At 44.5% G+C, this 24,703-nt stretch carries 19 protein-coding genes and 10 tRNA genes; 7 read left to right on the top strand and 22 right to left on the bottom strand.

Going from position 1 to position 24,703, the window contains the following annotated elements; all coding sequences use genetic code 11:
• Nucleotides 1–27 precede the first annotated feature (27 nt).
• The 3 genes from purE to AC1HDP_RS07995 all read left to right on the top strand — a co-directional run bounded on the left by purE (nt 28) and on the right by AC1HDP_RS07995 (nt 2,894).
• A complete protein-coding gene (gene purE, locus AC1HDP_RS07985; RefSeq protein ID WP_479638350.1) occupies nt 28–516 on the top strand; it encodes a 5-(carboxyamino)imidazole ribonucleotide mutase in 489 nt (162 codons plus the stop codon).
• Nucleotide 517: 1 nt separating this feature from the next.
• On the top strand, nt 518–1,603 hold the full coding sequence (gene purK / locus AC1HDP_RS07990) for a 5-(carboxyamino)imidazole ribonucleotide synthase (protein WP_479638351.1): 1,086 nt from the start codon (nt 518–520) through the stop codon (nt 1,601–1,603).
• Nucleotides 1,604–1,691: 88 nt separating this feature from the next.
• Complete coding sequence (locus AC1HDP_RS07995) at nt 1,692–2,894, top strand: sensor domain-containing diguanylate cyclase (RefSeq protein WP_479638352.1); 1,203 nt, start codon at nt 1,692–1,694, stop codon at nt 2,892–2,894.
• 141 nt (nt 2,895–3,035) lie between these two features.
• Here AC1HDP_RS07995 and AC1HDP_RS08000 read toward each other — a convergent pair whose 3' ends face one another.
• The 18 genes from AC1HDP_RS08000 to alaS form a co-directional block, all read right to left on the bottom strand.
• The gene (locus AC1HDP_RS08000; protein WP_140933305.1) at nt 3,036–3,662 is read right to left on the bottom strand and encodes a transglycosylase SLT domain-containing protein; all 627 of its coding nucleotides are present in this window, start codon (nt 3,660–3,662) and stop codon (nt 3,036–3,038) included.
• A 75-nt stretch (nt 3,663–3,737) separates the two neighbouring features.
• Nucleotides 3,738–4,130 carry a hypothetical protein gene (locus AC1HDP_RS08005; RefSeq protein WP_479638353.1) on the bottom strand — a complete coding sequence of 131 codons (393 nt, stop codon included), beginning with the start codon at nt 4,128–4,130 and terminating at the stop codon, nt 3,738–3,740.
• A gap of 6 nt (nt 4,131–4,136) precedes the next feature.
• Nucleotides 4,137–5,708, bottom strand: coding sequence for a glutamate--cysteine ligase (gene gshA / locus AC1HDP_RS08010; RefSeq protein WP_479639855.1), 1,572 nt, complete (start codon nt 5,706–5,708; stop codon nt 4,137–4,139).
• A 187-nt stretch (nt 5,709–5,895) separates the two neighbouring features.
• Nucleotides 5,896–8,751 (bottom strand): M16 family metallopeptidase, encoded by a 2,856-nt coding sequence (locus AC1HDP_RS08015; protein WP_479638354.1) that lies wholly within the window; start codon nt 8,749–8,751, stop codon nt 5,896–5,898.
• Nucleotides 8,752–8,901: 150 nt separating this feature from the next.
• Nucleotides 8,902–9,327, bottom strand: a complete 426-nt coding sequence (locus AC1HDP_RS08020) for a YqaA family protein (protein WP_479638355.1) — start codon at nt 9,325–9,327, stop codon at nt 8,902–8,904.
• Between the two features lie 239 nt (nt 9,328–9,566).
• A tRNA-Arg gene (locus AC1HDP_RS08025) sits at nt 9,567–9,643 on the bottom strand.
• A gap of 43 nt (nt 9,644–9,686) precedes the next feature.
• A tRNA-Ser gene (locus AC1HDP_RS08030) sits at nt 9,687–9,778 on the bottom strand.
• 9 nt (nt 9,779–9,787) lie between these two features.
• Nucleotides 9,788–9,864 (bottom strand) — tRNA-Arg (locus AC1HDP_RS08035).
• A 22-nt stretch (nt 9,865–9,886) separates the two neighbouring features.
• Nucleotides 9,887–9,963 (bottom strand) — tRNA-Arg (locus AC1HDP_RS08040).
• A 30-nt stretch (nt 9,964–9,993) separates the two neighbouring features.
• Nucleotides 9,994–10,070 (bottom strand) — tRNA-Arg (locus tag AC1HDP_RS08045).
• A gap of 24 nt (nt 10,071–10,094) precedes the next feature.
• Nucleotides 10,095–10,171, bottom strand: a tRNA-Arg gene (locus tag AC1HDP_RS08050).
• Between the two features lie 41 nt (nt 10,172–10,212).
• A tRNA-Arg gene (locus AC1HDP_RS08055) sits at nt 10,213–10,289 on the bottom strand.
• A 25-nt stretch (nt 10,290–10,314) separates the two neighbouring features.
• A tRNA-Arg gene (locus AC1HDP_RS08060) sits at nt 10,315–10,391 on the bottom strand.
• Between the two features lie 25 nt (nt 10,392–10,416).
• Nucleotides 10,417–10,493: transfer RNA gene (locus AC1HDP_RS08065), tRNA-Arg, on the bottom strand.
• Between the two features lie 23 nt (nt 10,494–10,516).
• Nucleotides 10,517–10,608, bottom strand: a tRNA-Ser gene (locus AC1HDP_RS08070).
• A gap of 354 nt (nt 10,609–10,962) precedes the next feature.
• Entirely contained in the window at nt 10,963–11,157 is a 195-nt protein-coding gene (gene csrA, locus AC1HDP_RS08075) for a carbon storage regulator CsrA (RefSeq protein WP_140933309.1), read from the bottom strand.
• Between the two features lie 118 nt (nt 11,158–11,275).
• Nucleotides 11,276–12,511: an aspartate kinase gene (locus tag AC1HDP_RS08080; protein WP_479638356.1), complete on the bottom strand. Its 1,236-nt coding sequence runs from the start codon at nt 12,509–12,511 to the stop codon at nt 11,276–11,278.
• Nucleotides 12,512–12,520: 9 nt separating this feature from the next.
• Complete coding sequence (gene alaS / locus AC1HDP_RS08085; protein WP_479638357.1) at nt 12,521–15,145, bottom strand: alanine--tRNA ligase; 2,625 nt, start codon at nt 15,143–15,145, stop codon at nt 12,521–12,523.
• Nucleotides 15,146–15,500: 355 nt separating this feature from the next.
• On the opposite strand from alaS, the gene AC1HDP_RS08090 reads away from it, so the two are divergent.
• The 3 genes from AC1HDP_RS08090 (at nt 15,501) to tnpC (ending at nt 17,754) form a co-directional block, all read left to right on the top strand.
• The gene (locus tag AC1HDP_RS08090) at nt 15,501–15,845 is read left to right on the top strand and encodes an IS66 family insertion sequence element accessory protein TnpB (RefSeq protein ID WP_140929966.1); all 345 of its coding nucleotides are present in this window, start codon (nt 15,501–15,503) and stop codon (nt 15,843–15,845) included.
• Entirely contained in the window at nt 15,842–16,192 is a 351-nt protein-coding gene (tnpB, locus tag AC1HDP_RS08095) for an IS66 family insertion sequence element accessory protein TnpB (protein ID WP_140929967.1), read from the top strand. Before AC1HDP_RS08090 ends, tnpB begins: the two co-directional genes overlap by 4 nt.
• A gap of 80 nt (nt 16,193–16,272) precedes the next feature.
• Nucleotides 16,273–17,754 (top strand): IS66 family transposase, encoded by a 1,482-nt coding sequence (gene tnpC / locus AC1HDP_RS08100; protein ID WP_140929968.1) that lies wholly within the window; start codon nt 16,273–16,275, stop codon nt 17,752–17,754.
• A gap of 235 nt (nt 17,755–17,989) precedes the next feature.
• On the opposite strand, the gene AC1HDP_RS08105 is transcribed toward tnpC, so the two are convergent.
• Nucleotides 17,990–18,442, bottom strand: a complete 453-nt coding sequence (locus AC1HDP_RS08105; RefSeq protein WP_479638358.1) for a regulatory protein RecX — start codon at nt 18,440–18,442, stop codon at nt 17,990–17,992.
• Between the two features lie 4 nt (nt 18,443–18,446).
• Nucleotides 18,447–19,505: a recombinase RecA gene (gene recA, locus AC1HDP_RS08110; protein ID WP_140933311.1), complete on the bottom strand. Its 1,059-nt coding sequence runs from the start codon at nt 19,503–19,505 to the stop codon at nt 18,447–18,449.
• A gap of 270 nt (nt 19,506–19,775) precedes the next feature.
• Here recA and mutS point away from each other — a divergent pair, with 270 nt between their 5' ends.
• The gene (gene mutS / locus AC1HDP_RS08115) at nt 19,776–22,358 is read left to right on the top strand and encodes a DNA mismatch repair protein MutS (protein WP_479638359.1); all 2,583 of its coding nucleotides are present in this window, start codon (nt 19,776–19,778) and stop codon (nt 22,356–22,358) included.
• A 291-nt stretch (nt 22,359–22,649) separates the two neighbouring features.
• On the opposite strand, the gene rpoS is transcribed toward mutS, so the two are convergent.
• Complete coding sequence (rpoS, locus tag AC1HDP_RS08120; protein WP_479638360.1) at nt 22,650–23,627, bottom strand: RNA polymerase sigma factor RpoS; 978 nt, start codon at nt 23,625–23,627, stop codon at nt 22,650–22,652.
• Between the two features lie 83 nt (nt 23,628–23,710).
• Nucleotides 23,711–24,637: a peptidoglycan DD-metalloendopeptidase family protein gene (locus AC1HDP_RS08125; protein ID WP_479639856.1), complete on the bottom strand. Its 927-nt coding sequence runs from the start codon at nt 24,635–24,637 to the stop codon at nt 23,711–23,713.
• Nucleotides 24,638–24,703: the final 66 nt, after the last annotated feature.

Consider the following 24,703-nt stretch of genomic DNA (forward strand, 5'->3'; position numbering starts at 1 on the left):
AGCTTAATAACAATAACAGGAGTTCAGATGCATCAGGTAGCCATTGTAATGGGATCAAAAAGTGACTGGCCAACAATGCAGGCCGCGGCTGAGATCTTAGATATTTTACAAGTTAGTTATCATGTAGAAGTGGTTTCGGCCCATCGTACTCCCGACAAACTCATCGCCTTTGCTGCAAACGCTGCAGATAACGGCTTTAGTGTGATTATTGGCGGCGCAGGCGGCGCAGCTCATTTACCTGGCATGCTCGCCTCTAAAACCCGTTTACCTGTGCTTGGCGTACCAGTGCAAAGCAAAGCCTTAAATGGCATGGATAGCTTATTGTCTATCGTGCAAATGCCTAAAGGCATAGCCGTTGGCACCTTAGCCATAGGTAATGCCGGCGCGTTTAACGCAGGCTTAATGGCCGCGCAGATTTTGGCTATCTCTGATGACGAATTAGCCGCGCGCATCGATGCGTTCCGTCAAGCGCAAACCGATGATGTGTTATCTAACCCTGACCCGCGTGAGGCCTAAGATGTCTAGCATAAGCATGCCCAATATTTGGGTGTTAGGCGACGGCCAGCTCGGCGCCATGATGAAGCATGCAGGCCTGCCTTTAGGCCTTAACATCACTCCGGTTGATATTATGACCCCAAGTGATGCCCGCCTGCCTTTAGGCGCCAACGATCTGATTACTGCTGAGCGCGAGCAATGGCCAGAATCGTCGTTAAGTTTGCAATTAAGTCAGCATCCTCATTTTATCAATGGCGGCGTGTTTGCCTGCCTTGCCGATAGATATAGCCAAAAATCCTTATTAGATGATATCCAAGTGGCTACTGCGCCTTGGTGCTTAGTGGATAGCAATGTGTCTAACGCTGAGCTATTTCAGCAATTAGGTGAGCGAGTATTACTTAAACGGCGCACCGGCGGATACGATGGCAAAGGTCAGCATTGGTTAAATGCCAGTAATAATAGTGCTATCCCCAATGATTGGCGTGAACTGAGTATTGCTGAGCAAGCCATAGCGTTTGATGAAGAAGTGTCACTGGTCGGGGCGCGCGATACTAACGGTCAGTGCCATTTTTACCCATTAATGCTCAACTTACATCAAGATGGCATTTTAATGGCGACCTTAGCACCGTTAGCGCGCCTTAAACCATTGCAAGCAAAAGCGCAGGCCATGCTGAGCCGCATTATGAATAGCCTTGATTATGTTGGCGTGATGGCGATGGAGTGTTTTCGTCTCGGCGATGACTTATTAGTCAATGAACTCGCGCCGCGGGTCCATAACTCTGGTCACTGGACGCAAATGGGATGCCATATCAATCAGTTTGAATTGCATTTGCGTGCGCTGGCTAATTTAGCGATTCCAGAGTTAAGCGTTAAATGTCAGGTGGCCATGGTTAATTTAATTGGGGTGGAATATGACCCGCGCTGGTTATCATTAGCCAATGCCGAGCTTTATTGGTATGGCAAAGAAGTGCGCCCTGGGCGTAAAGTCGGCCATCTAAATATTAATGCCACAGACCCAGAGCGTTTAAGCGAAACCTTAAAGACGTTGAAACTATGGTTACCGTCACAATATCAAGCACCTTTGACTTGGTTAGATGATAACAAGTAGGTATTAACACTAACAATTCCTTGTCAAAAAAGTTACTATAGCCATAGCCATCGCAGGGTTGTGGCTTTTTTATTTCTGATGAGTTGGTATGTCAGCCTCCAAAATTAAGCATTCAAAAGTACATAGCAAGCATAAATACGCCATTTTTTTTCTGCTAGCACTGCCTTTTATTTATTTGTGCGTATGGTTGTATTTAAATAAAGTTCAGGTGGCTATCGGTCAACATATCCTGCTATTTGTTGGCCTCTACACTTTATGTATTCTTGGGGCGCAATTCCTGTATCGCTTGCATATCAACCAAATGTGGCAACATTTAGAGCGGGTGTTACACATTAACCAAGTCACGGCCGAACTCACCTTAACCGCCCATGATTTTAATAATGAGACTGAATTTTTCTCATCCTTGCTTGATCAAGCTATCAAGCTAATGCCGGCCGCACAAATGGGCAGTATCATTAAAATCAACCAAGAGACGCAAGAGTGTGAGTTTTTGTGCGCCCGTCATATGGATTTACAAGCTCTGCAAAGTATTCGTTTCTCGATATTGCAAACCTTCACCTACCAATTAACCGCAGGCAAATGCGATCAAGTAGTATCTATTGATGACATAACCAAGTTCAATAGTAATAATGCCTTATCAGAGCAGCAGTGCCGTATATTGCATAACAGCAGTGAAGTGCCAATTAAGGCAACCTTATCCGCCCCCATTTATGTCAACAATACTTTCTACGCTATGCTTAATTTAGATAGCCCACGCGCCGGCGCTTTTGGTAATTTTGATAGAAATCTGGTGGCCATTTTAAGCCGCGAAGCCAGCTATGCCCTGACCTCATATCAGCAAGCGCAGCAAATTAACGCGCTCGCCAATAGTGATGGTTTAACAGGGCTCATTAATAGGCAGCGCTTTGATAAGCTAATTCATCAGCAAACAGCAGGTCTATTAATTGTGATAGATCTTGATAATCTTAAGCAGATTAATGATCAATTAGGTCACTCTGCGGGGGATGATGTGATTAAAGCCTTTGCTAATAATCTGCGGCACGCCTTTAGCGAGAAAGCATTAATCGCCCGTTTTGGTGGTGATGAATTTGTGGTGTTTGAGCCAGGCAATAGCACGAAGTTAGCGTTAAGCTTGCAAGCCCTTGGCACCATGTGCCAACAGCACCAGCCTGTGATTGGTTACAGCGTCGGTCAGAGTCACTATCAAGGCGATTTTGACTGCAGTTTTGCTGAGGCTGATCATGCTATGTACCAACAAAAAAGGCTAAGAGCAAAGCCCTTAGCCCTATAGTTATGCATTCAAAGCCTATTAATTCCATGCCTATTAATTCAAAGGCTATGCCATCGGCAGCAGTTGAACTTGATAAAGCAAACACAGCGCAATATGCAGGCTAATGGCAGCAACCACAAGCAAAGAAGAATCAAACCCTAATCAGAAAAAGAGCCGAGATAACCACGACCTATCGAGCTCTTTTTGGCATTGGCGATACTGAGCTGCATAACGCTTAGAGCGATCATCCACCTTAGCCGCGACTTTAATCAACCACGGCTTAGACTTATAAGTACCGCGTTTATAGCCGCCCCAGCCTTCGTGATAATTTAAGTATTGATTGCGGGCATCCCACTTAGAAACACCGTTGATTTTATGACTTTTAGTGACAAACCAGCCCATAAAATCTATGGCATCATCAAAATCACTCCGACTCGACCAAGAATTACCTGTCTCTTTGGCGTAATCCCCCCAAGTACCTGATTTGGCTTGAGCATAGCCATAAGCATCACTGGCGCGCCCCGTTGGAATAAACCCTAAAAAGTATTGCATCGGCGGGGCGGCATTATGCCGAAATGAGCTTTCTTGATACATAATGGCCAGCGGAATATGTACAGGTACGCCCCACTTATCACGCACATCTTTGGCGGCATCGTACCAGTGGCGATGCTCACTGAAGATGGCACAAATGTTTTCAGGATTTTCCGGCGGACTAGAAGCACAACCCGTAAGTAACAACAGCGCAATTAGCGGGAGTTTACGCCCGCTTTGGGCCTTAATTTCAAGCATGGAATCGCCACTCAAGATAAGAAGTGATTGATTATACTAATAATCAATCACGAAACATGTAAAAACAACATGGGATTACCCCAAAGGAACTGCCATAGAGCAAGGCTCTGCAAGGGTTTGCCAAATATAGCCATGCCAAACGCCTTTACTTACCAGTACGCCGCCTAATTGATAACGATGATCGGCCAGCAAATGCACGCTGAGTTCATGACTCACAGGCATGTGTTTATAACCACGCACCACAGTTTCATGAGGCATCATAATTGTGAGATTATAAGTCCCTGGCGCTAAATAAAAAATCGGCGACGAGACCACAGGCTTACCATTGATATGAGTCACAACGACAGAATAATGCCCCTCAGCTTGCGGCGCTGGCGTATTAGCTAATGCGGCACAAGTAAGGTTGCGATTAGGATTAACACACCCCGTCATCAAGACTAATAGCGCCAAGGCAAGTATTTGCAGCATAAGCTCTTAATCTACGTATTTAAAACAACTGGTTTTAGCAAAATATTGCGCCAAGAAGTGATCAAAATCTATGTCATCAGCGGCCTCTATCTGCGCTTGCTTTAACATAGATTCAGTGGCTTCTTCGGTAAACTCAGCATCAACGTCAGGGCTTAATGGATAGTCAGTGAAAAACTGCTGATATTGCTCAGCTAATTTTCGCACCCACTCATTATGATCTAACTGCTGCTGCTCAAGTGTCGCCATCACTTGCCCTGATAAGGTTTGCTCTGGATCATCAATGGCTTTAGACCAATAAGTTAAGGCTTGTTGATAGTCAGTGCCCTCATCGCCATCCAGCAAGCTAGCTAAGCTTGAGAGGTCAGCAAACACTTCCATTAGCCAATCATTCATGGCGACCGCTTGGCCTGCCCGACTTAACATCAAGCCAGGTTTGCGGCCTTCAAGGATCACTGCTTGTAAGTTAGCGGTAATTTCAACTTGCTCATTGGCGCAACTTGGTTTTGATGGCGATAACAAGCAGTAAAGTAAGAATAAATCCAACCAACGCACTTGATTGGCATCAATGCCTACAGGACTAAATGGATTAACATCCAAGGCTCTGACTTCAATATATTGCACCCCAGCTCTATCTAGGGCTGCCGATGGAGTTTCACCTTTCGCCGTTACGCGCTTAGCGCGAATGGGGGCGTAAAATTCATTTTCAATCTGCAAAATATTGGTATTAAGCTGCTGATATACACCATTGTGCTTAACGCCAATTTTGGCAAAATTATCAGAAGGCATTCTGATGGCGCGTTTAATACCCGCAAGGTATTCAGCCAAAGAGTTGTAGCTGATATTTAATCTTTCTTGCTCTTTATTGGTATAACCTAAGTCACTCATGCGCAAAGATGTGGCAAAAGGCAAATACAAGGTGCCTTTACCCATTTTCTTAAACTCAAAAGGCGCGGTACCTTGCTTAATAAATGACTGACAAATCGCTGGCGATGAACCAAACAGATAAGGCAACATCCACACTTTACGGCGATAGTTTCTGATTAACCCAAAATAACCATCACTGATAAAATCTTGCAGGCTTAAGGTTTTGTCACTGACATCATATAAACGCTGCCATAACTCATCAGACACTGAAAAGTTAAAATGCACCCCAGCAATAATTTGCATTAAGGCGCCATAACGCTTTGTCAGGCCTTTGCGATATAAGGTCTTCATCTTGCCAATATTAGACGGCCCATATCGGCCAATGGGGATATCAGCTACATCACCGACATAGCAAGGCATACTCACAGGCCATAACTGCTGGCCATCAAGATGCTTAACCGTAAACGCATGAGTCTCAGTTAAGCCAGTCAGCAATGCATCAACCTCTTGGGTGACTGGGGTAATAAATTCGAGTAAAGACTCACTATAGTCAGTGGTGATGCGCGCATGAGTGAGCGCCGAGCCTAACACCTTAGGATGAGGATTATTCGCTAAGCTGCCATCAGCATTAATGCGCAGCGCCTCACGCTCAATGCCACGATTCACATTCGCTAACGCTTGTCTCGCCGCGCTATCGTGAAAATGGGTGATCATATCTTCAAAAGAATGCAAAAGGTCAACCTTCTATAGTGACGGCAACTTCAGTAATGGCAACTTGCCTGTTGAAATAAACCTAATCATTGTGCTTGCCAAAATGCGCCTAGGCAAGTGATAACCCATAAAAAGCAACGGCGACAGCCTAAACTATCGCCGTTATTCTGCATTTTAGTAAACCGATCGATTACAACTGTTTAATCGGATATCCCAAGGCTTTAAGCTGACTAGTGACTTTCTCTTTATCACCTACTACCACTATTACCATCTCATCGAGTGCTAGTTGAGATTTCGCCAGCTCATCTAACTCAGGCTTAGTCACTTGGTTAATTAAGGCTGACTGCTGAGTGGTAAAATCTTTATCTAAGCCGTATTGCTGAATTTTACGCACGAAGCCCGCTTTTTGATAAGGAGTTTCATAATCAAGGGCCTCACCTTGAGCGATTGAGCTGCGCATAAAGGTAAGCTCTTCGCTAGTAATGCCGCTTGCTTGATAAGTGCTTATCTCTTTAATGAATTCAGCCAGTGCCGCGCCAGTGACATCGGCGCGCACCGCAGCCCCCGCAATAAACAAACCGTTATCTTGGGCGCCACTAAAGTAGCTACGTGCGCCATAGGTATAACCTTTATCTTCCCGTAAGTTCAGATTAATACGGCTATTAAAGGCGCCCCCTAATGGGTAATTCATCAAGAAAGATTTAAAGTAATCCCCGGTCGCATCAAAAGGCATAGCGCGCTTACCTAAGCGGATCACTGATTGCGCCGCGCCTGGCTTATCAACCACATAAATAGTACCAACTTCAAGTTCAGGCATTGAGGTTAAGGCTGGTGTTTCAACCTTAGCGCCACTCCAACGGCTTAGTCCCGCTAAATCTGCCATCAGTTTATCTTGGTCTAAATCAGTCACTGCCACTATAGCCGCATTGCCAGCGCGATATTGCTTGGCATAAAAAGCCTTCACATCCGCCAAAGTTAACGCGGTGACGCTTGCGATAGTCCCGTTAGTGTTAATCCCAAGCGGGTTGTTTGCACCATACATTAACTGATTAAAAGCGTTAACGGCCAAGGTATTAGGATCGGCCTGCTCTTGCTGTAACCCTTGCAAGGTTTGCTGCTTCACCCGCTCAAAATCAGCTGCATTAAAGCCTGGCTGATAAAGCTTTTCTTCCACTATCGCCATTACCGGCACTAACTGCTCGGTCAGCGCCGAAATGCGTATGATGCTTTGCTCGCTACCGGCAGAAAAGCTCACGCTCGCGCCCAATAACTCTAACGCTTGGGTTAACTCTTCGGTGCTGCGTTTAGCGCTGGATTCATTCAGTAAGCTGGCTGTTAAGCTTGCAACACCGGCTTGTTCAACGCTCGCTAACCTGCTGCCGCCATTAAGATACACTATGATTTCTGTGGTTGGGGTTTCTTGGCTAATACTGCCCATAACCTCAATACCATTGGCAAGCTTACCTTGCCATAAGCTTGGCGCTTGCAATAATGGCGCTGCGCCTGATATTGGCATTAATGAGCGATCAAAACTTGATGTTACATCCGAAGCTGCAACCGTCATGGCCACAGCTTGCGCGGCAATTGTCACAGGTGGCGGCACAAAGTTATCCGCGGCCGCAATTAAATCTCTGCGCCCTACTGGGACTATGCTCATGACAACCCTAGGCTTGCCTTGCACATATTGCTCAAAGACTCGCATAACATCGGCTTTAGTCACTTTTTCATAGCGCGTTAAATCCGCCGCGATTAAATCTGGCTTATCAAAAAAGGTTTGATTATAGGCAAGTTTTGCCACCTTGCCGCTAACACTTTGCAAACCAAAAATAGTATCGGCTTCAAACTGGACTTTAGCTTTTTGTAAGTCTTCATCGGTGACGCCGCGTTTAACAAACTCATCGATGGACTCCAGCATGCGCTGCTCAACATCCGCAAGCTTGCCGCCTTGGGCGGGATTAGCGACGCCATACATGAATAACTGACACGAAAGCTCGGCGCAGGGATGACCTACTCCCGCTTGCACCGCAACGCCATCTTTAACTAAGTTTTTGTAAAATAGTGATGTTTTACCACCACCTAAGATTTGTGACAGTAAATCTAACGCCGCTTCATCGGGGTGCCCAGCATAAACCGTTGGAAAACCTATGCGCAGCAAAGGTAAATGAACTTTATCTTCCATCGAGATATAGCGAGTGGCATCTAAAGTGACTGGCACTTTGGCCATGGTTTCCACTTCAGGACCGCGCGGGATCTCACCAAAGTACTTATTGACTGAAGCTAGAGTGGTGGCCTCGTCGAAATCACCACCTATGGTTAAGGTCGCGTTATTGGGTCCATACCAACGTTTAAAGAAACTGCGTACATCATCAACTGTGGCGCGATTTAAATCATCAGGCCAACCAATCACAGGCCAAGAATAAGGGTGTCCTGCAGGATAAAAGGCTTGATCAAAGCGCTCATACATACGCCCATAAGGTTGATTATCAACCCTTTGGCCGCGCTCATTCTTGACGGTTTCACGCTGCACTTCAAACTTTTCAGAGGTTAACGCTGGTAAGAAGAATCCCATGCGATCCGATTCCAGCCACAACATTTTTTCAAGCTGGTTGCTAGGCACAGTTTCAAAGTAATTGGTTCTATCAGTATTGGTGGTGCCGTTTAGCGTACCGCCAGCTTCTGTCACTACTTTAAAATGCTGCTCATCGCCGACATTTTTCGAGCCTTGGAACATCATGTGTTCAAATAAATGGGCAAAACCGCTGCGACCAGGTACTTCCCGCCCAGAGCCCACATGATAAGTAACATCCACATGCACTAAAGGATCGGACTTGTCTTGATGTAACACGACAATTAAGCCATTTGCCAATTGATACTTTTTATAAGGAATCGCCACTTGCCCCAAAGGCGTGCTGGCATCTTCTAGCAACACCACCCCAGCTGGTAACTGGGCACTATTTGCCGCAGGCGCTAAGGCGCTACTGACATTATGATTACCACAGCCGACTAACGCTGCAGAAATAGCCGCAGCAAGTATCCATTTCTTCACGGCAAACTCCTTAATTATTTTCTAAGTATTCTTTGTGTATCAATAGACTAAAAACACTCAAGCGAGTTCCCAGTCAGCTAAGTATTTTGACCTTTTACCATACAAGGGCAGCTCTTGCTTAGCAATTAGGCAGTCACATCGTGTTACAAGTCAGTTAAGCCAATGCAAGCTAATGGCGGCTATCGCAAGATAACGCAGCAGTTTACCAATAAATATTAAGCTGCCAGTTAATAACGGCGGAAATTTAAGCCAGCCGGCGATGACGCATAAAATATCCCCAATCACTGGCAGCCAAGCCAACAATAACGACCACACCCCATATTTTTCAATCACAGCTAAGCTGCGCTGATACCCTTTACTCGCCATTTGCTCAGGCGTAATGGCTCTGCGCCCCACAAATCCCAACAAGTAACTGGTCATAGAGCCCAAGGTATTGCCCACAGTCGCCGCTAACACCAGTTGCCACCACAGCGCGCCATCATTAGCGAGCAGAGCGGCTAATAAGACTTCTGAGCCACCAGGTAATAAGGTGGCGGCCAAAAATGAGGCCATAAACATCATACTAATATGGGTCATAGCTCGCCTTAACTACAAAATAGAGCGCAGTATAGCAGCCAAGGAATGCATTTAGACAAATAGGCTGGCATCAGCTAATAAATCAATACCCTACAAAGCTATAGATAACTATCAGCGAACGTAATCATCAAATGGTGTGGTCAGTAATAGACCAAAGATTTTTAGACTAGATGAGAGAGTGAAAAGCAGATACCACACATACGAAAAAACCCTGCTATTACTAGCAGGGTTTATCGATTTGGTGCGCATGGAAGGAGTCGAACCTCCGACCACCTGGTTCGTAGCCAGGTACTCTATCCAGCTGAGCTACATGCGCGAATTTTCATTAACCACCACACTCAAACGAGTATAGTAAATAATGGCGGAGAAGGAGGGATTCGAACCCTCGATGGGAGTTAAAGCCCATACTCCCTTAGCAGGGGAGCGCCTTCGGCCACTCGGCCACCTCTCCGACTTAACTTGGTGCGCATGGAAGGAGTCGAACCTCCGACCACCTGGTTCGTAGCCAGGTACTCTATCCAGCTGAGCTACATGCGCAATTAAATCGTCTCGTATTCTGTGGTGCGCATGGAAGGAGTCGAACCTCCGACCACCTGGTTCGTAGCCAGGTACTCTATCCAGCTGAGCTACATGCGCATTTTAGAAATATATACATTGAACATTTGATGGTGCGCATGGAAGGAGTCGAACCTCCGACCACCTGGTTCGTAGCCAGGTACTCTATCCAGCTGAGCTACATGCGCATCTATATATCAAATTGTTCTCTCTGGTGCGCATGGAAGGAGTCGAACCTCCGACCACCTGGTTCGTAGCCAGGTACTCTATCCAGCTGAGCTACATGCGCATTTGAGAAATTATGAAACCAAACACTTAGATAAACTAAGATGGTGCGCATGGAAGGAGTCGAACCTCCGACCACCTGGTTCGTAGCCAGGTACTCTATCCAGCTGAGCTACATGCGCATTCGGATCATCATTATAAGTTAAGTGGTGCGCATGGAAGGAGTCGAACCTCCGACCACCTGGTTCGTAGCCAGGTACTCTATCCAGCTGAGCTACATGCGCATTCGGATCATCATTATAAGTTAAGTGGTGCGCATGGAAGGAGTCGAACCTCCGACCACCTGGTTCGTAGCCAGGTACTCTATCCAGCTGAGCTACATGCGCAACTTAAACTTACAATCAAGAAATGGCGGAGAAGGAGGGATTCGAACCCTCGATGGGAGTTAAAGCCCATACTCCCTTAGCAGGGGAGCGCCTTCGGCCACTCGGCCACCTCTCCGTTTCTTGGCGCACATATTACTGTTTGACGAAAATAAGTCAAACCATTTTTCGAAAACAAATTTCGTTTGTCCTGTTTTTAATCATATCGCTGAGAATATATGCAAGCCCTTATATAATAAGACATGATTCGCTTAAAATTACAGCTAAACAATAAAAAGTCATTTGAAAGAAATAGCAGGTAGGGCACAGATAAAACCGAGTTCAATACTGGTTTAATTAACGCTGATTGGAATAAAACGACTAAAAACGACTGATAGGTAAATTTCAGGTATAAAAAAAGCCAGTAAAAGACTGACTCTTCTATCGGATTACTAACGCTGGCAAATGGCTAGGGTTAATAAGGTAGGGTAAATTAAAAGTTACCGCCTTCAGTAGGGGTAGCTTTTTCATTTTGAATTCTTTGATAGATCTCTTCACGGTGCACAGAAACTTCTTTAGGTGCATTCACGCCAATACGCACTTGATTGCCCTTTACTCCTAAAACGGTGACGGTCACTTCATCACCAATCATTAGTGTTTCACCTACGCGGCGAGTCAAAATCAGCATTCGATTGCTCCTTTAGTTCCAATTGCTATTCGCTTGGTACTTAGTTCATTAAGTTCAGCTTATTATAAAGTCAGCTTAGTACAAAATAATAGTAGCCAACACTAAAACAACGATTTAATTATTGGTTATTTAACTGAAAAGCATTATGTAATGTACGAATCGCAACATTAAGCTTACTCTCACAGAACACCATGGCAACTTTAGCGCCTGACGCCGACATCAGATTAACATCAACATCAATATTGTTTAATTCACCCTGCGCTTTGCTCATTACATCCACTTGATTAAGTAAACCATTACTTATCAATGACAATCTTACCTGATTGTCCACATATTTAACAGGCGCAATTTTTTGCTGCTGCGTCATAGTTTCTAGCTTAAGTAATACAGCGTCTAACCACGACTTATCAACGGTAAAACTTAAACTTGAAGTGCTAGTATTCGATTTAGTCAGTAAATTAGTTTCTATTCCTAACTCATTTAATTCAGTAGTGATGTTATCCCACACCTGCTCACTATTATGTACTGAGCTGAGATGTATCACGACTTGCGAGCGACTAACCGCCATACCAACCACTTGACCGGACTCGTCCACCAATGAACTTGGGACAATTAAGGTGCCACTGCCTTGCTCAAAACTCGATAATACTCGAAGCGGTACTTGGTAACGTCTAGCGTAATCCACTGAATCTGGATGCAATACTTTAGCGCCGTGCCTTGCCATTTCAAACATGGTATCAACACTTATTTTGGCTAACTTAATGGCATTAGCTTCAAGATTAGGGTCTGTGGTAAATACACCGGCTACATCCGTATAGATTTGGCATTCTTTGGCGTTGAGCACTGCCGCCAAGGCCACGGCGGTCGTATCTGACCCACCACGCCCTAACGTTGTGATATCAGCTTGCTGAACCCCCTGAAATCCAGCCACGATAGGAATAATATCAGCGGCTAACAATTCATTGAGCAATTCAGTATCAATGCGTTCGATTTTAGCGCGGCCATGATGAGCATCTGTGGTGATTTTGATTTGACCGGCAATTAAAGATCTCGCCGCAATTCCACGCTTATGCAGTGCCATCGCCATCAGGGCAATGCTCACCTGCTCACCCGTTGCTACTAACATATCCATCTCACGCGCATTGGCGTGTGGATTGATAGCAGCACCCAGTGATAGCAAGCGATTGGTTTCGCCTGCCATTGCAGATAACACTATTAGTTGTTGTTCGCCATTGTGATAGGCATGTGCTATCTGCTCGGCGACAGCTTCAATACGCTCAATTGAGCCTACTGAAGTGCCACCAAACTTCTTCACAATAAGCTCTGAACAGCTAAGCTTATGTTGATTAACCACGACCACCTCTTACGCTAGGCGTTCAGTGATCCAAGACATAGCTTGAATCAATGCTTGGTCAAGGTTCTGTGGTTCACTACCACCAGCCTGTGCCATATCTGGACGACCACCGCCTTTACCGCCTACTTGCGCAGCAACTAAGGCAACTAATTCACCAGCTTTAACTTTTGAAGTTAAATCATTAGTAACACCAGCGATTAAATTAACCTTGCTCTCATTAGCGACAGCCAGCAGCACGATACCTGAATGCATTTTTTGCTTAAGCTCATCTTGCATTCCGCGCAGCGCGCCCGCTTCAACGCCATCAAGCTTCTTAACTAGCACTTTGATACCGTTAACGTTAACAGCTTCAGTCACTAAGTCAGCGCTGGCAGCAGCCGCTAATTTATCTTTTAGCTGAGCGTTTTCTTTCTCGATTTGCTTAAACTTTTCAAGCTGAGCTTTAAGTTTTGCAACCAGAGAATGGCTATCGGCTTTTAATAAGGCAGCGGCAGCGGCTAACTCAGCTTCTTCGCGAGCAACATAATCCATAGCGGCAGCGCCAGTCACAGCTTCGATACGACGCACACCAGCGGCAATACCACTTTCAGAAGTAATTTTGAATAAGCCTATATCACCAGTGCGGCCCACATGGGTACCACCACACAATTCAATAGAGAAATCACCCATAGTTACAACGCGAACATTGCTGTCATACTTTTCACCAAAGAGTGCCATAGCGCCCTTGGCTTTAGCCGCGTCAATATCCATGGTTGCGGTCTGTAACTCATGGTTATTGCGAATTTGGGTATTTACTAATACTTCAACTTCTTGCAACTGCGCATGAGTTACGCCTTCAAAATGGGCGAAGTCAAAACGTAAACGCTCAGGGTCCACTAACGAACCTTTTTGAGTCACATGAATACCTAACACTTGACGCAAAGCGGCGTGCATTAAGTGAGTGACTGAGTGATTAAGTTCAGTGCGTTGACGTAAGCTGTTATCAACTATCGCTTCAAGGCTATCACCTAAGCTAATAGTGCCAGTCGCCAGCACACCTTGATGACCAAAGGCTTGACCAAATTTCTGGGTATCAGTCACAGTGAATGAGGCTGACGCTGATTTCAGTTCACCTTTATCACCTACTTGACCGCCAGACTCTGCGTAAAAAGGAGTGTTCTTAAGAACAACTACCGCTTCAGTACCAGCATCAACACTGTTTACTGCACCGCCAGCCACATAAAGGCCTGTCACTACTGATTTAGCGGTTAATTGCTCATATCCACAAAACTCTGTGTGAGTATCAATTTTAAGGGCTGCGTTGTAATCAGCGCTAAATTGTCCCGCAGCTTGCGCGCGGCGGCGCTGCTCTGCCATAGCGGCTTCAAAACCGGCTTCATCAACAGTAATGTCACGCTCACGGCAAACATCGGCAGTTAAATCCACTGGGAAGCCATAAGTGTCATATAACTTAAAGACTGTTTCGCCATCTAAGGTTTTGCCATCCAGCGCTTCTAAAGCTTGATCTAAAATACCTAAACCACGCTCTAAAGTACGACCAAACTGCTCTTCTTCGGCCTTTAAGGCTTTTTCAACTAGCTCTTGGTTGGCAGCCATTAATTGAGCTGCATCGCCCATAGCTTCAATCAAGGTTGGCACTAAACGATAGAAGAACACATCTGACGCACCCAGCTTATTACCATGACGTACAGCGCGGCGAATAATGCGGCGCAGTACATAACCACGGCCTTCGTTTGATGGCATAACGCCATCAGCCACTAAGAAAGCGCATGAACGAATATGGTCAGCAATCACTCGCAGTGATGGGTTGTTAATATCATCAGTACCAATGATTTCAGCCGCTTTATGAATTAACTTCTGGAAGATATCAATTTCATAGTTTGAGTGTACGCCTTGCATAATGGCGGCAATACGCTCAAGACCCATACCTGTATCTACTGACGGCTTTGGCAGTAAATCCATGGTGCCATCTGACTGACGGTTATACTGCATGAATACAATATTCCAGATCTCAATATAACGATCGCCATCTTCTTCTGGAGTGCCTGGACGACCGCCCCAGTGGTGTTCGCCATGATCATAGAAAATTTCAGTACATGGACCACATGGACCGGTATCACCCATTTGCCAGAAGTTATCTGAAGCGTATGCTGCACCTTTATTATCGCCAATACGAATAATATTTTCGGCAGGTACACCAATTTCATTCAACCAAATGCCATAGGCTTCATCATCGGTTTCATAAATGGTGACGCACAATTTTTCTTTCGGTAATTTCAGTTCTTCAGTTAAAAATGACCAAGCAAATCGGATTGCATCTTGCTTAAAATAATCACCAAAACTGAAGTTACCCAGCATTTCAAAAAAAGTATGGTGACGGGCGGTATAACCAACATTGTCTAAGTCGTTATGTTTACCACCAGCACGGACACAACGCTGAGAGGATGTCGCGCGGTTATAGCTACGCTTTTCCATGCCCAAAAATAGGTCTTTAAACTGGTTCATCCCTGCATTGGTAAAAAGCAAGGTCGGATCGTTGCCTGGCACCAGCGAACTGCTGTCGACTATCTGGTGACCATGTTTGCCGAAAAATGCTAAAAAAGCGCTTCTTAGCTCTGCAGTGGTTTGATACATGAAATCTTCCTGAATTGGATACACTAAAATTTGGCTAACTGGTGTAAGCACTAGCCTATGATATTGCGCAGCATTATATACCCAAGCATAGATAAGTTGCGAGTCCATGATGTTCTAATCGCTAGCATCACTAAATTTTCCTGTCGCTTAGGTAGGTTATGGAATTGATACCTATCTAATGCCGTCTGCAAACGTACATTAATATCATCTCTCAGTGATGATATTCGGTGGATTGAAATGAGCGTTATGCAAGTGATTATTGCTGTGCTTATCGTAACCGTCCAGCGAACCACACCTCGCATCGTTAATCTGATTATTTGAAAATATCTGCTCATTGATAAATTTGGAGCAGGTGATGACAACTCACAAAACAAGTCAGCAGTGGCGACAGTTACTTTTACAACGCAATACTTTTAGTGGCACTAATATCGAATTTTGCCAGCAACATAATGTCTCGATTACCACCTATTATAAACAGCGCGCTTTACTGGGTAAGCAACAGTACCAGCCAAGCGTGTCAGAGCAAACATCTCACGTTACTCAATCACGCTTTATACAACTAAAACAAACCACCACTGAAGTCTGCACGCAAACTCATCAACACCCAGTGCTGTTTGATACCCGAACTGGCCAACTCACTCTTTCAGCGGATTTAGCAACAACGGATATCCTTACCATCATTAAGGGGCTAATGGCATGAGGATGTTTGTTGATGTGCCTTCCGTCTATTTATGTGCCGATGCTGTCGATTTTCGTAAATCGATTAATGGATTAGCCGCCTTAGTCGAAGCCGAGCTTGAACTACCGGTGCTCAGTGGTGCGCTATTTGTATTTTGTAATAAAGGCCGTGACAAACTCAAATTACTTTATTGGGATAACACTGGCTTTGCGCTGTGGTATAAGCGATTAGATAAGCATAAGTTCAAATGGCCCAAACTCATGTCACCCACAATGACATTAACCGAGCAGCAATTACACTGGTTATTAGGGGGTTATGATGTCATTGGCCACAGTAAAATTGATGTGACGGGTAAGCAACTACTTTAATATTTGCGATCAATTGATGATCATCAAAACAAGGTCAATTAGCACTACAAAGCCTTTCGATATGCCTTAACATAGGCGTCATGAAAAATGAACTCGCCCTTACACAGCGCATTGCTGAACTTGAAAAACTGTTAGCGCAGAAGGATGCACTCATCGCAGCCTTGGAAGAGCGCTGGCGCTTGGCTCAACAAAAACAATTCGGCAAAAGTGCTGAAGGCTTTGTTGGGCAAGGCGAGTTATTCAATGAAGTGGAAGAGATTGTTGAAGCCATTGAGGCCGAGCAACAAACCATTAGCTATACCCGCAAAAAGCCTGTGCGTAAGCCACTGCCAAAAGACTTACCTCGCGAGCAAGTTATCCATGATATCACCGATAAGACCTGTGATTGCTGTGGCGGTGAGTTACATAAAATGGGCGAGGATAAATCAGAAAAGCTTGAGTTTATTCCAGCCAAAATCAAAGTGATTGAGCACATTAGGCCTAAATACGCTTGCCGCCACTGTGATAAATCCTCGACTCAAACGCCGATTAAACAAGCCTCAATGCCAGCGATGCCAATCAATAAAGGCATTGCTACAAGCAGTTTACTCAGTCAGCTTATCACCAGTAAATATCAATACGGGTTACCGCTTTATCGCCAGGAAGCGATGTTTAAGCAATATGGCATTGAGCTCAGTCGCCAGACAATGAGCAGCTGGATAGACAAATCAGCCACCCTCTTCGCACCATTAGTTGAACGGCTTAAAACAGAGTTGTTAAAACAGCCCACGTTGTTTGCGGATGAAACGCCATTAAAAGTGGTGAAATCCGATAAAGTAAACAGCTACATGTGGGTCTATTGCTCAGGTCGAGATTCACCAGCCCCGAATAATCCTATCCCTAATATTGTGCTTTACGACTTCCATAACAGTCGGGCTGCCGCCTGCGTGGTCAATTATCTTGATGGATATCAAGGCTATTTGCACGTAGATGGATATCAAGCTTATGAAAAAACACAGGCAACCCTAGTGGGATGCTGGGCACACGCTCGTCGTAAATTTATCGAGGCAAAAAAGCTGCAAGGCAAAAATAAAACCGGCAAAGCGGATATGGTATTAAGCCTTATCCAAAAACTGTACGGTGTAGAGTCACGCATCAACGATAAAAGTCCTGATGAAAAGTACATTGCCAGACAAGAGGCTAGCCTGCCTATCCTAGGCAAGCTAAAAGCATGGCTTGAGCAAAACCAGCCCAATTTAGTGGGTAATACCAAACTGATGGAGGCAGCTAATTACCTGGCTAATCAATGGCACAAACTCATTCGTTATGTTGATGATGGCAGATTGAGTATTGATAACAATCGTGCAGAGCGAGCCGTAAAACCGTTTGTGATTGGCCGAAAAAATTGGTTATTCAGTCAGACAGCTAATGGGGCCCATGCCAGTGCCACGCTTTACAGTATTGTCGAAACGGCAAAGGTCAATGGCTTAGTACCATTTGATTACATCATGGCTTGTCTTAATGAACTGTGCCAACCAGCACCGGATATCGACAGCCTGTTACCATGGAACTTTAAAAGATAGGTGTAGTTGCCCAGACGCTTACTGCTTATCAAGCTTTAATAAGCATTAGATGAGATGAGATGGTGCAGATACAAAAATGCCCAAGCTTTGCAGATTGGGCATAATAAAAGATTGGAGCTAACTTACGACCTACACAAGGATTTTTTAGATAGCTATTATCACAGCCATTAGCTAAGTGATTAGCTCGCCGATTTACTCAAACACTCTCAAACTTAGGCTTCAGAGCATCATGGCGTTAATCAAAATCTGAGTCATTAACACTAAGCGCGTAAGAGACTTGGTCATAACTGAAACCTTGAGATAATAAATAACGAGTTCGCTTAGCTTTCTCTTTAGGATCAAGCGCTTCTGCTTCACCATATTTACGCACAGCTTTAGCTTTCGCAAGCTCATACCAATCACAATCGGCATCATTAATACTCTGAGCGATTAATAATTTGGCTATGCCTTTTTGAAACATGGCTTGTTGAATGCGTATTGGCCCATGGCCTTTATTGATGTGGCTTCTCACTAGAGCGCTGGCAAAGCGCTCATCATCAAGATAACCACTATCAAGAAATTGACCTATGACACTGGCTATTACTTCAGCGCTAAAATCTTTGCTGGCTAACTTATCAGCAACTTCTTTACAAGAATGGTCGCGCCGCGCCAGCATGGCTAACAGCGCATTTTTTGCCTCAGCAATCATTCTCTTAGAACACTTCACCCGTTTCTAAGTCGATATTTTCATCGCCGCCAGCACTTGGTACGCCATCAGTCTTGGTTAATAACAAGGTGCGCAGTTGCGATTCAATTTCAGCTGCAATGGCTGGGTTTTCTTTCAAATACTTACCCGCGTTAGCGCGGCCTTGACCAATTTTGTCACCTTTATAGCTATACCAAGCACCTGATTTTTCAACCAGTTTATGGGCAACACCTAAGTCAACTAACTCGCCAGTACGGTTGATACCTTGACCATAAAGGATTTGGAATTCAGCTTGCTTAAATGGTGCAGCGATTTTATTTTTAACCACTTTAACGCGAGTTTCGTTACCTACAACTTCATCACCATCTTTGATGGCGCCAGTACGGCGAATATCAAGACGAACTGAGGCATAAAACTTAAGCGCATTACCGCCTGTTGTAGTTTCTGGATTACCAAACATAACACCAATTTTCATACGAATTTGGTTAATGAAGATAAGTAATGTGTTTGACTGCTTTAAGTTACCCGCAAGTTTGCGCATAGCTTGGCTCATCATACGAGCGGCTAAACCCATGTGTGAATCACCAATTTCGCCTTCAATTTCAGCTTTTGGGGTTAATGCTGCCACTGAGTCAACAACGATGACATCAACTGCGCCACTGCGAGTTAAGGCATCACAAATTTCCAGCGCTTGCTCACCAGTATCAGGCTGAGAACACAGTAAGTTATCAATATCTACGCCCAGTTTTTTGGCATAAATTGGGTCAAGTGCATGCTCCGCATCAATAAAGGCACAGACTTTACCTTCGCGCTGCGCTGCAGCAATAACTTCTAACGTCAGCGTGGTTTTACCTGAAGATTCAGGTCCATAAATTTCAACAATACGGCCCATAGGTAAGCCGCCAGCACCTAAGGCAACGTCTAATGATAATGAACCCGTTGAGATAGTTTCCACATCCATAGAGCGGTCTTCGCCCAGTCTCATGATTGAGCCTTTGCCAAATTGCTTTTCAATTTGACTCAACACGGCACTGAGTGCTTTCTCTTTGTTTGGATCTATCTTCATTGTGTATCCCTTGTTATTGGCCACGCAGTGCCAAGTAAGTCATCTAGGTACTAAACGCGTATTAAGTCACGCGCCGTTTAATTAGGCTTAGTATACTGTACAGTCATACAGTATCAAGCCCTGTTTCATAAAATTTTTTAGCACGAGACTTAACTCTACTTACGAAGAAAGTTAAAGCCCTGTGCATCATTCACCCTCAAAGCTTGCTAAAATCGACAAAAATTCAGGCCTCAGGTCTGACTCCACCTGACTCAAGATGAAGTTTGCAAAATGACTATGGTTAACGCTGAACTGGAAAAGCACACCCCTATGATGCGTCAATACTTGACGCTCAAAGCCGCCCATCCTGACATGCTATTGTTTTATCGCATGGGTGATTTTTATGAACTTTTTTATGATGATGCCAAAAATGCATCGGAATTATTAGGTATTTCATTAACGGCGCGGGGCAAAAGCGGTGGTGATCCTATTCCTATGGCGGGTATTCCTTACCATGCGGTTGAAGGTTATCTGGCAAAACTAGTTCATCAAGGTGAATCTGTTGCTATCTGTGAGCAGATAGGCGATCCCGCGACCAGTAAAGGCCCGGTTGAGCGCAAAGTGGTAAGAATTGTTACCCCAGGCACCTTAACCGATGAGGCGTTATTGCAAGAGCGCCAAGACAATTTACTCGCCGCCATTTATGAAGGTAAACAAGGCTTTGGTTACGCCACCTTAGATGTTGCCTCAGGTCGTTTTTGTATTATTGAGCTTGATAGCAATGAGGCGCTCGAAGCCGAATTACAGCGCACCCGCCCAGTTGAATTGCTATATAACGAAGATTTCTCGCAAGTTAATATTATAGATAACGTCAAAGGACGTAGACGTCGCCCCGAATGGGAGTTTGACTATGACACTTGTATTCAAAGCCTGTTAAATCAATTTGGCACAAAGGATTTGCACGGGTTTGGCATTACCGATGCGCGCTTATCGCTTCAAGCGGCAGGCTGTTTGATGCAATACGTTAAAGACACCCAGCGCACCGCCCTACCCCATATTAATGCTATTACTAAGATGAATCCTAACGACAGCATTATTCTTGATGCTGCCACCCGTCGTAATCTTGAGCTGACCATTAGCCTTGCCGGTCACAGAGAGCATACGCTGGCATGGATTTTAGATAATACCGCTACCCCTATGGGCAGTCGGATGTTACAGCGCTGGATCCATCAACCGCTTACCCATCAAGACAATATTCGCTCACGTCATCAAGCTGTTGGTGAGCTGCTAGATACCGGCTTAAGCCATGACCTACGCAGCCCATTACAAGGTCTTGGTGATATTGAACGTATTTTGGCTCGAGTAGCACTGCGCACAGCTCGCCCGCGCGATCTTGCTCGTCTCAGACAAGCATTAGCTATTTTGCCAGAATTGCAGCAATTACTGAGTTGCGCTAAGGCTCCGCACTTACAACGCTTATGTTCACTATTAGGGGAATTCCCTGCTGAGCTTGAATTACTGTCGCGCGCAATTGTTGATAATCCACCAGTGCTTATTCGCGATGGTGGCGTTATTCGTGACGGTTATCATGCAGAACTTGATGAATGGCGCCAATTAAGCACAGGGGCTACCGATTATTTAGAGCAGCTTGAAATTCGCGAGAAAGCCAATACCGGTATTTCGACCTTAAAAGTCGGTTATAACCGCGTTCATGGTTATTATATTGAAGTGAGCCGCTTACAATCTGGGCAAGTGCCATTAAGCTATCAGCGCCGTCAAACCCTTAAGAATACCGAGCGCTATATCACCCCTGAGCTTAAAGAATATGAAGAGAAAGTGCTTTCAAGCCAAGGCCGCGCCTTAACCCTTGAAAAGCAATTATGGGAAGCCTTATTTGACCAATTGCTGCCGCAATTACACTTATTACAAGATTCAGCGTTAGCATCAGCACAATTAGACGTATTGGCAAACTTTGCCGAACGCGCTGAAACCCAGAACTATTGCTGCCCAGTATTAAGCGATGAGTTAGGCATAAATATCGAGGCAGGTCGCCACCCTGTGGTTGAGCACGTCAGTAAAGATCCCTTCATTGCCAACCCAGTGCAATTAAACGAGCAGCGGCGCATGCTGATTGTAACGGGTCCCAATATGGGCGGTAAGTCCACTTACATGCGCCAAACAGCCCTCATTACCTTGATGGCTCACATAGGTAGCTTTGTACCAGCGCAAAGTGCCACTATTGGCCCAATTGATCGCATTTTTACCCGCATTGGCGCGCAGGACGACCTAGCCTCAGGCCGCTCAACCTTTATGGTGGAGATGACAGAAACTGCCAATATTTTACATAATGCCACTAAAAATTCTTTGGTATTAATGGATGAAATTGGCCGCGGAACCTCAACTTACGACGGCCTATCCCTCGCTTGGTCAGCAGCAGATTACTTGGCGAAAAAGCTTGGTTCAATGACGTTATTTGCCACTCACTACTTTGAATTAACTGCACTGCCAGAGCAACTTGCGCAGGTGAAAAATGTGCATTTAGATGCCATAGAACATGGCGACACCATAGCTTTTATGCACGCAGTACAAGAAGGCGCGGCAAGCAAAAGTTATGGCTTACAAGTCGCTGCCTTAGCTGGTGTGCCGCAAAGCGTTATTCGCGCTGCAAGCCTTAAATTAAAAGAGTTGGAGCAGCTGGCTCATCATAAGGAGCCTAACTCATTAAGCCCAGTAACTAATTTAAGCCTACAGCAATTACAGAAAATCAATGACGTTGAGCAAATTGAAAACTATTTAGTCGCACTTGATCCTGATAGTTTATCGCCGCGCCAAGCGCTAGCAAAACTCTACGAGCTTAAAGCGCTAATGGCTTAATGCTTAATGCTTAATGCTTAATGCTTAATGCTTAATGCTTAATGCTTAATGCTTTGACATTGACGATACTATCGACATAATCGCTGTGTTATTAATCGTCACGAATAAAAAAACCAGTCAACATTATGACTGGTTTTTATTAGCTACAGGCTAGGTTTTACACACTACTTTTACTTCGCAATAGTTTTTAATTTTCGTAGAACGGATAACTTAGTCTAAAAACAATTTCTTGCATGTCAGGTTGTTATTCAAGCATTTTTATAAGAGTTAATTCCTATTTCCTATCCGTGTTTAAAAGCTTTCTCTAAAGATGGTCTCAACCGACAATCCTTGACTACTCAACAGTTCTTTTAAACGCTTTAAGGCTTCAACTTGAATTTGACGCACCCGCTCACGGGTTAAACCAATTTCAGCACCCACATCTTCAAGAGTGGAAGGTTCATAGCCAAGTAAACCAAAGCGACGCGCAAGTACTTCTCTTTGCTTACTATTAAGTTCATTCAGCCAATCGACCACAGAATGACGCATATCTTCATCTTGCACTTGGTAATCTGGGCCAACGCGATCATCATCGGCTAACACATCAAGCAGAGCTTTTTCGTTATCACCGCCCAAGGGCGTATCGACTGAAGTAATTTTTTCATTCAGCTTGAGCATGCGACTAACATCACCACTATCAAGATTAAGCTTAGCGGCAATATCTTCAGCGGTCGGTTCATGGTCAAGTTTATGAGCTAATTCACGCGCTGTACGTAAGTAAACGTTTAACTCTTTGACCACATGAATAGGTAAGCGTATTGCACGCGTTTGATTCATGATAGCACGCTCAATCGTCTGCCTAATCCACCAAGTGGCATAGGTTGAAAATCTAAAACCTCGTTCTGGATCAAATTTTTCAACAGCGCGAATTAAGCCTAAGTTACCTTCTTCGATTAAATCGAGTAACGCTAAACCACGATTATTATAACGACGGGCGATTTTAACCACTAAGCGTAGATTGCTTTCAATCATACGATTACGCGATTTTTGACAACCTTTAAGAGATTTGCGTGAAAAGTACACTTCTTCTTCCGCAGTTAATAACGGCGAGAAACCTATTTCACTAAGATAGAGTTGTGTTGCATCTAGATTTTTTTGCAGGTCTTCCTGCACTTGATTATCAATTTCTTCCGTATGTTCTCTAGATGTTGCCTCAAATGCTTCTTCGGCCATATCTAGGGTCACATCTACAAGCTCGTCTGCGCTAACAGTATTATTAATACGGCTCATATTTTAGCTCCCTAACCTGACATGTAATTACAAAACTACTGCACTTGTTTTTCCTCCGCTGCCAAATTGGCGTCTAAACTAAATTATTGTTTAGGTAAAAATTTCAGTGGGTCTACTGAGGCACCATGGTAACGAATTTCAAAATGTAACATTACCGAATTAGTGCCTGTACTACCCATTTTTGCGACCGCTTGCCCAGCTTGTACCGGCTGTTTTTCTTTCACTAGGGTACTGTCTGCGTGAGCATAAGCACTCAAGTAGTCATCGCTATGTTTGATAATCACTAAGTTGCCATAGCCTCTTAATGCATTACCCGCATAAACCACTCTTCCAGCTGCTGCTGCGCCAATCACATCGCCTCTATTCCCAGCGATTTTTATCCCTTTATTTCCCTGCTCGGTAGCAGAAAACCGACCAATTAAGCGACCTTTCACAGGCCAACTCCAACGACTCACTGCTGACGGGACAGTCAGATCAGGTCTGTTGATATCTCGGTTAACATCTTGTTGAGCATTTGTAACAGAGTACGTGGGCGAGGTACTTGACGCAAGCACTTTCTTTGTGGTTGGAGCAGAATTATTAACTGAAGCTGAATTAGCAGCAAGCTTATGATTTTTATCATTACTCAGGTTATTTTTCGCAGCTTTGCTATCAGTCTTTTGACTGACTACTGATTTATTAACCGTTGAATTAGTCGCAAGTTTATTGTTTGAAGTCTTTGATTTTTTAACACTTGTTCTTAATCTAAGCTGCTGACCAGGATAAATTATATAAGGGCTATGTAATTTATTTAATTTTGCTAGATCAGCAAAATCTGTACCAGCTCCCCAAGCGATAGAATACAAGGTATCGCCTTTTTTAACTGTATAGCTCTTACCTGCAATTGAGCCCTTTTGATGCCATCGATTTTTATCATGTGACAAGCTAACCACAGGTGCAGGCTTATGTGACTGTAAGCTACAGCCAGATATTAATATGCTCAATAATAAGCCAATGCCGTAAGCCCTCACATTTAACAAAACAATATTATCCTTTTAATCGTTATCGCTGTGATTGTCATAGCGCGTAGTGCAAGT

This window comes from Shewanella sp. ISS20, from assembly GCF_056522965.1.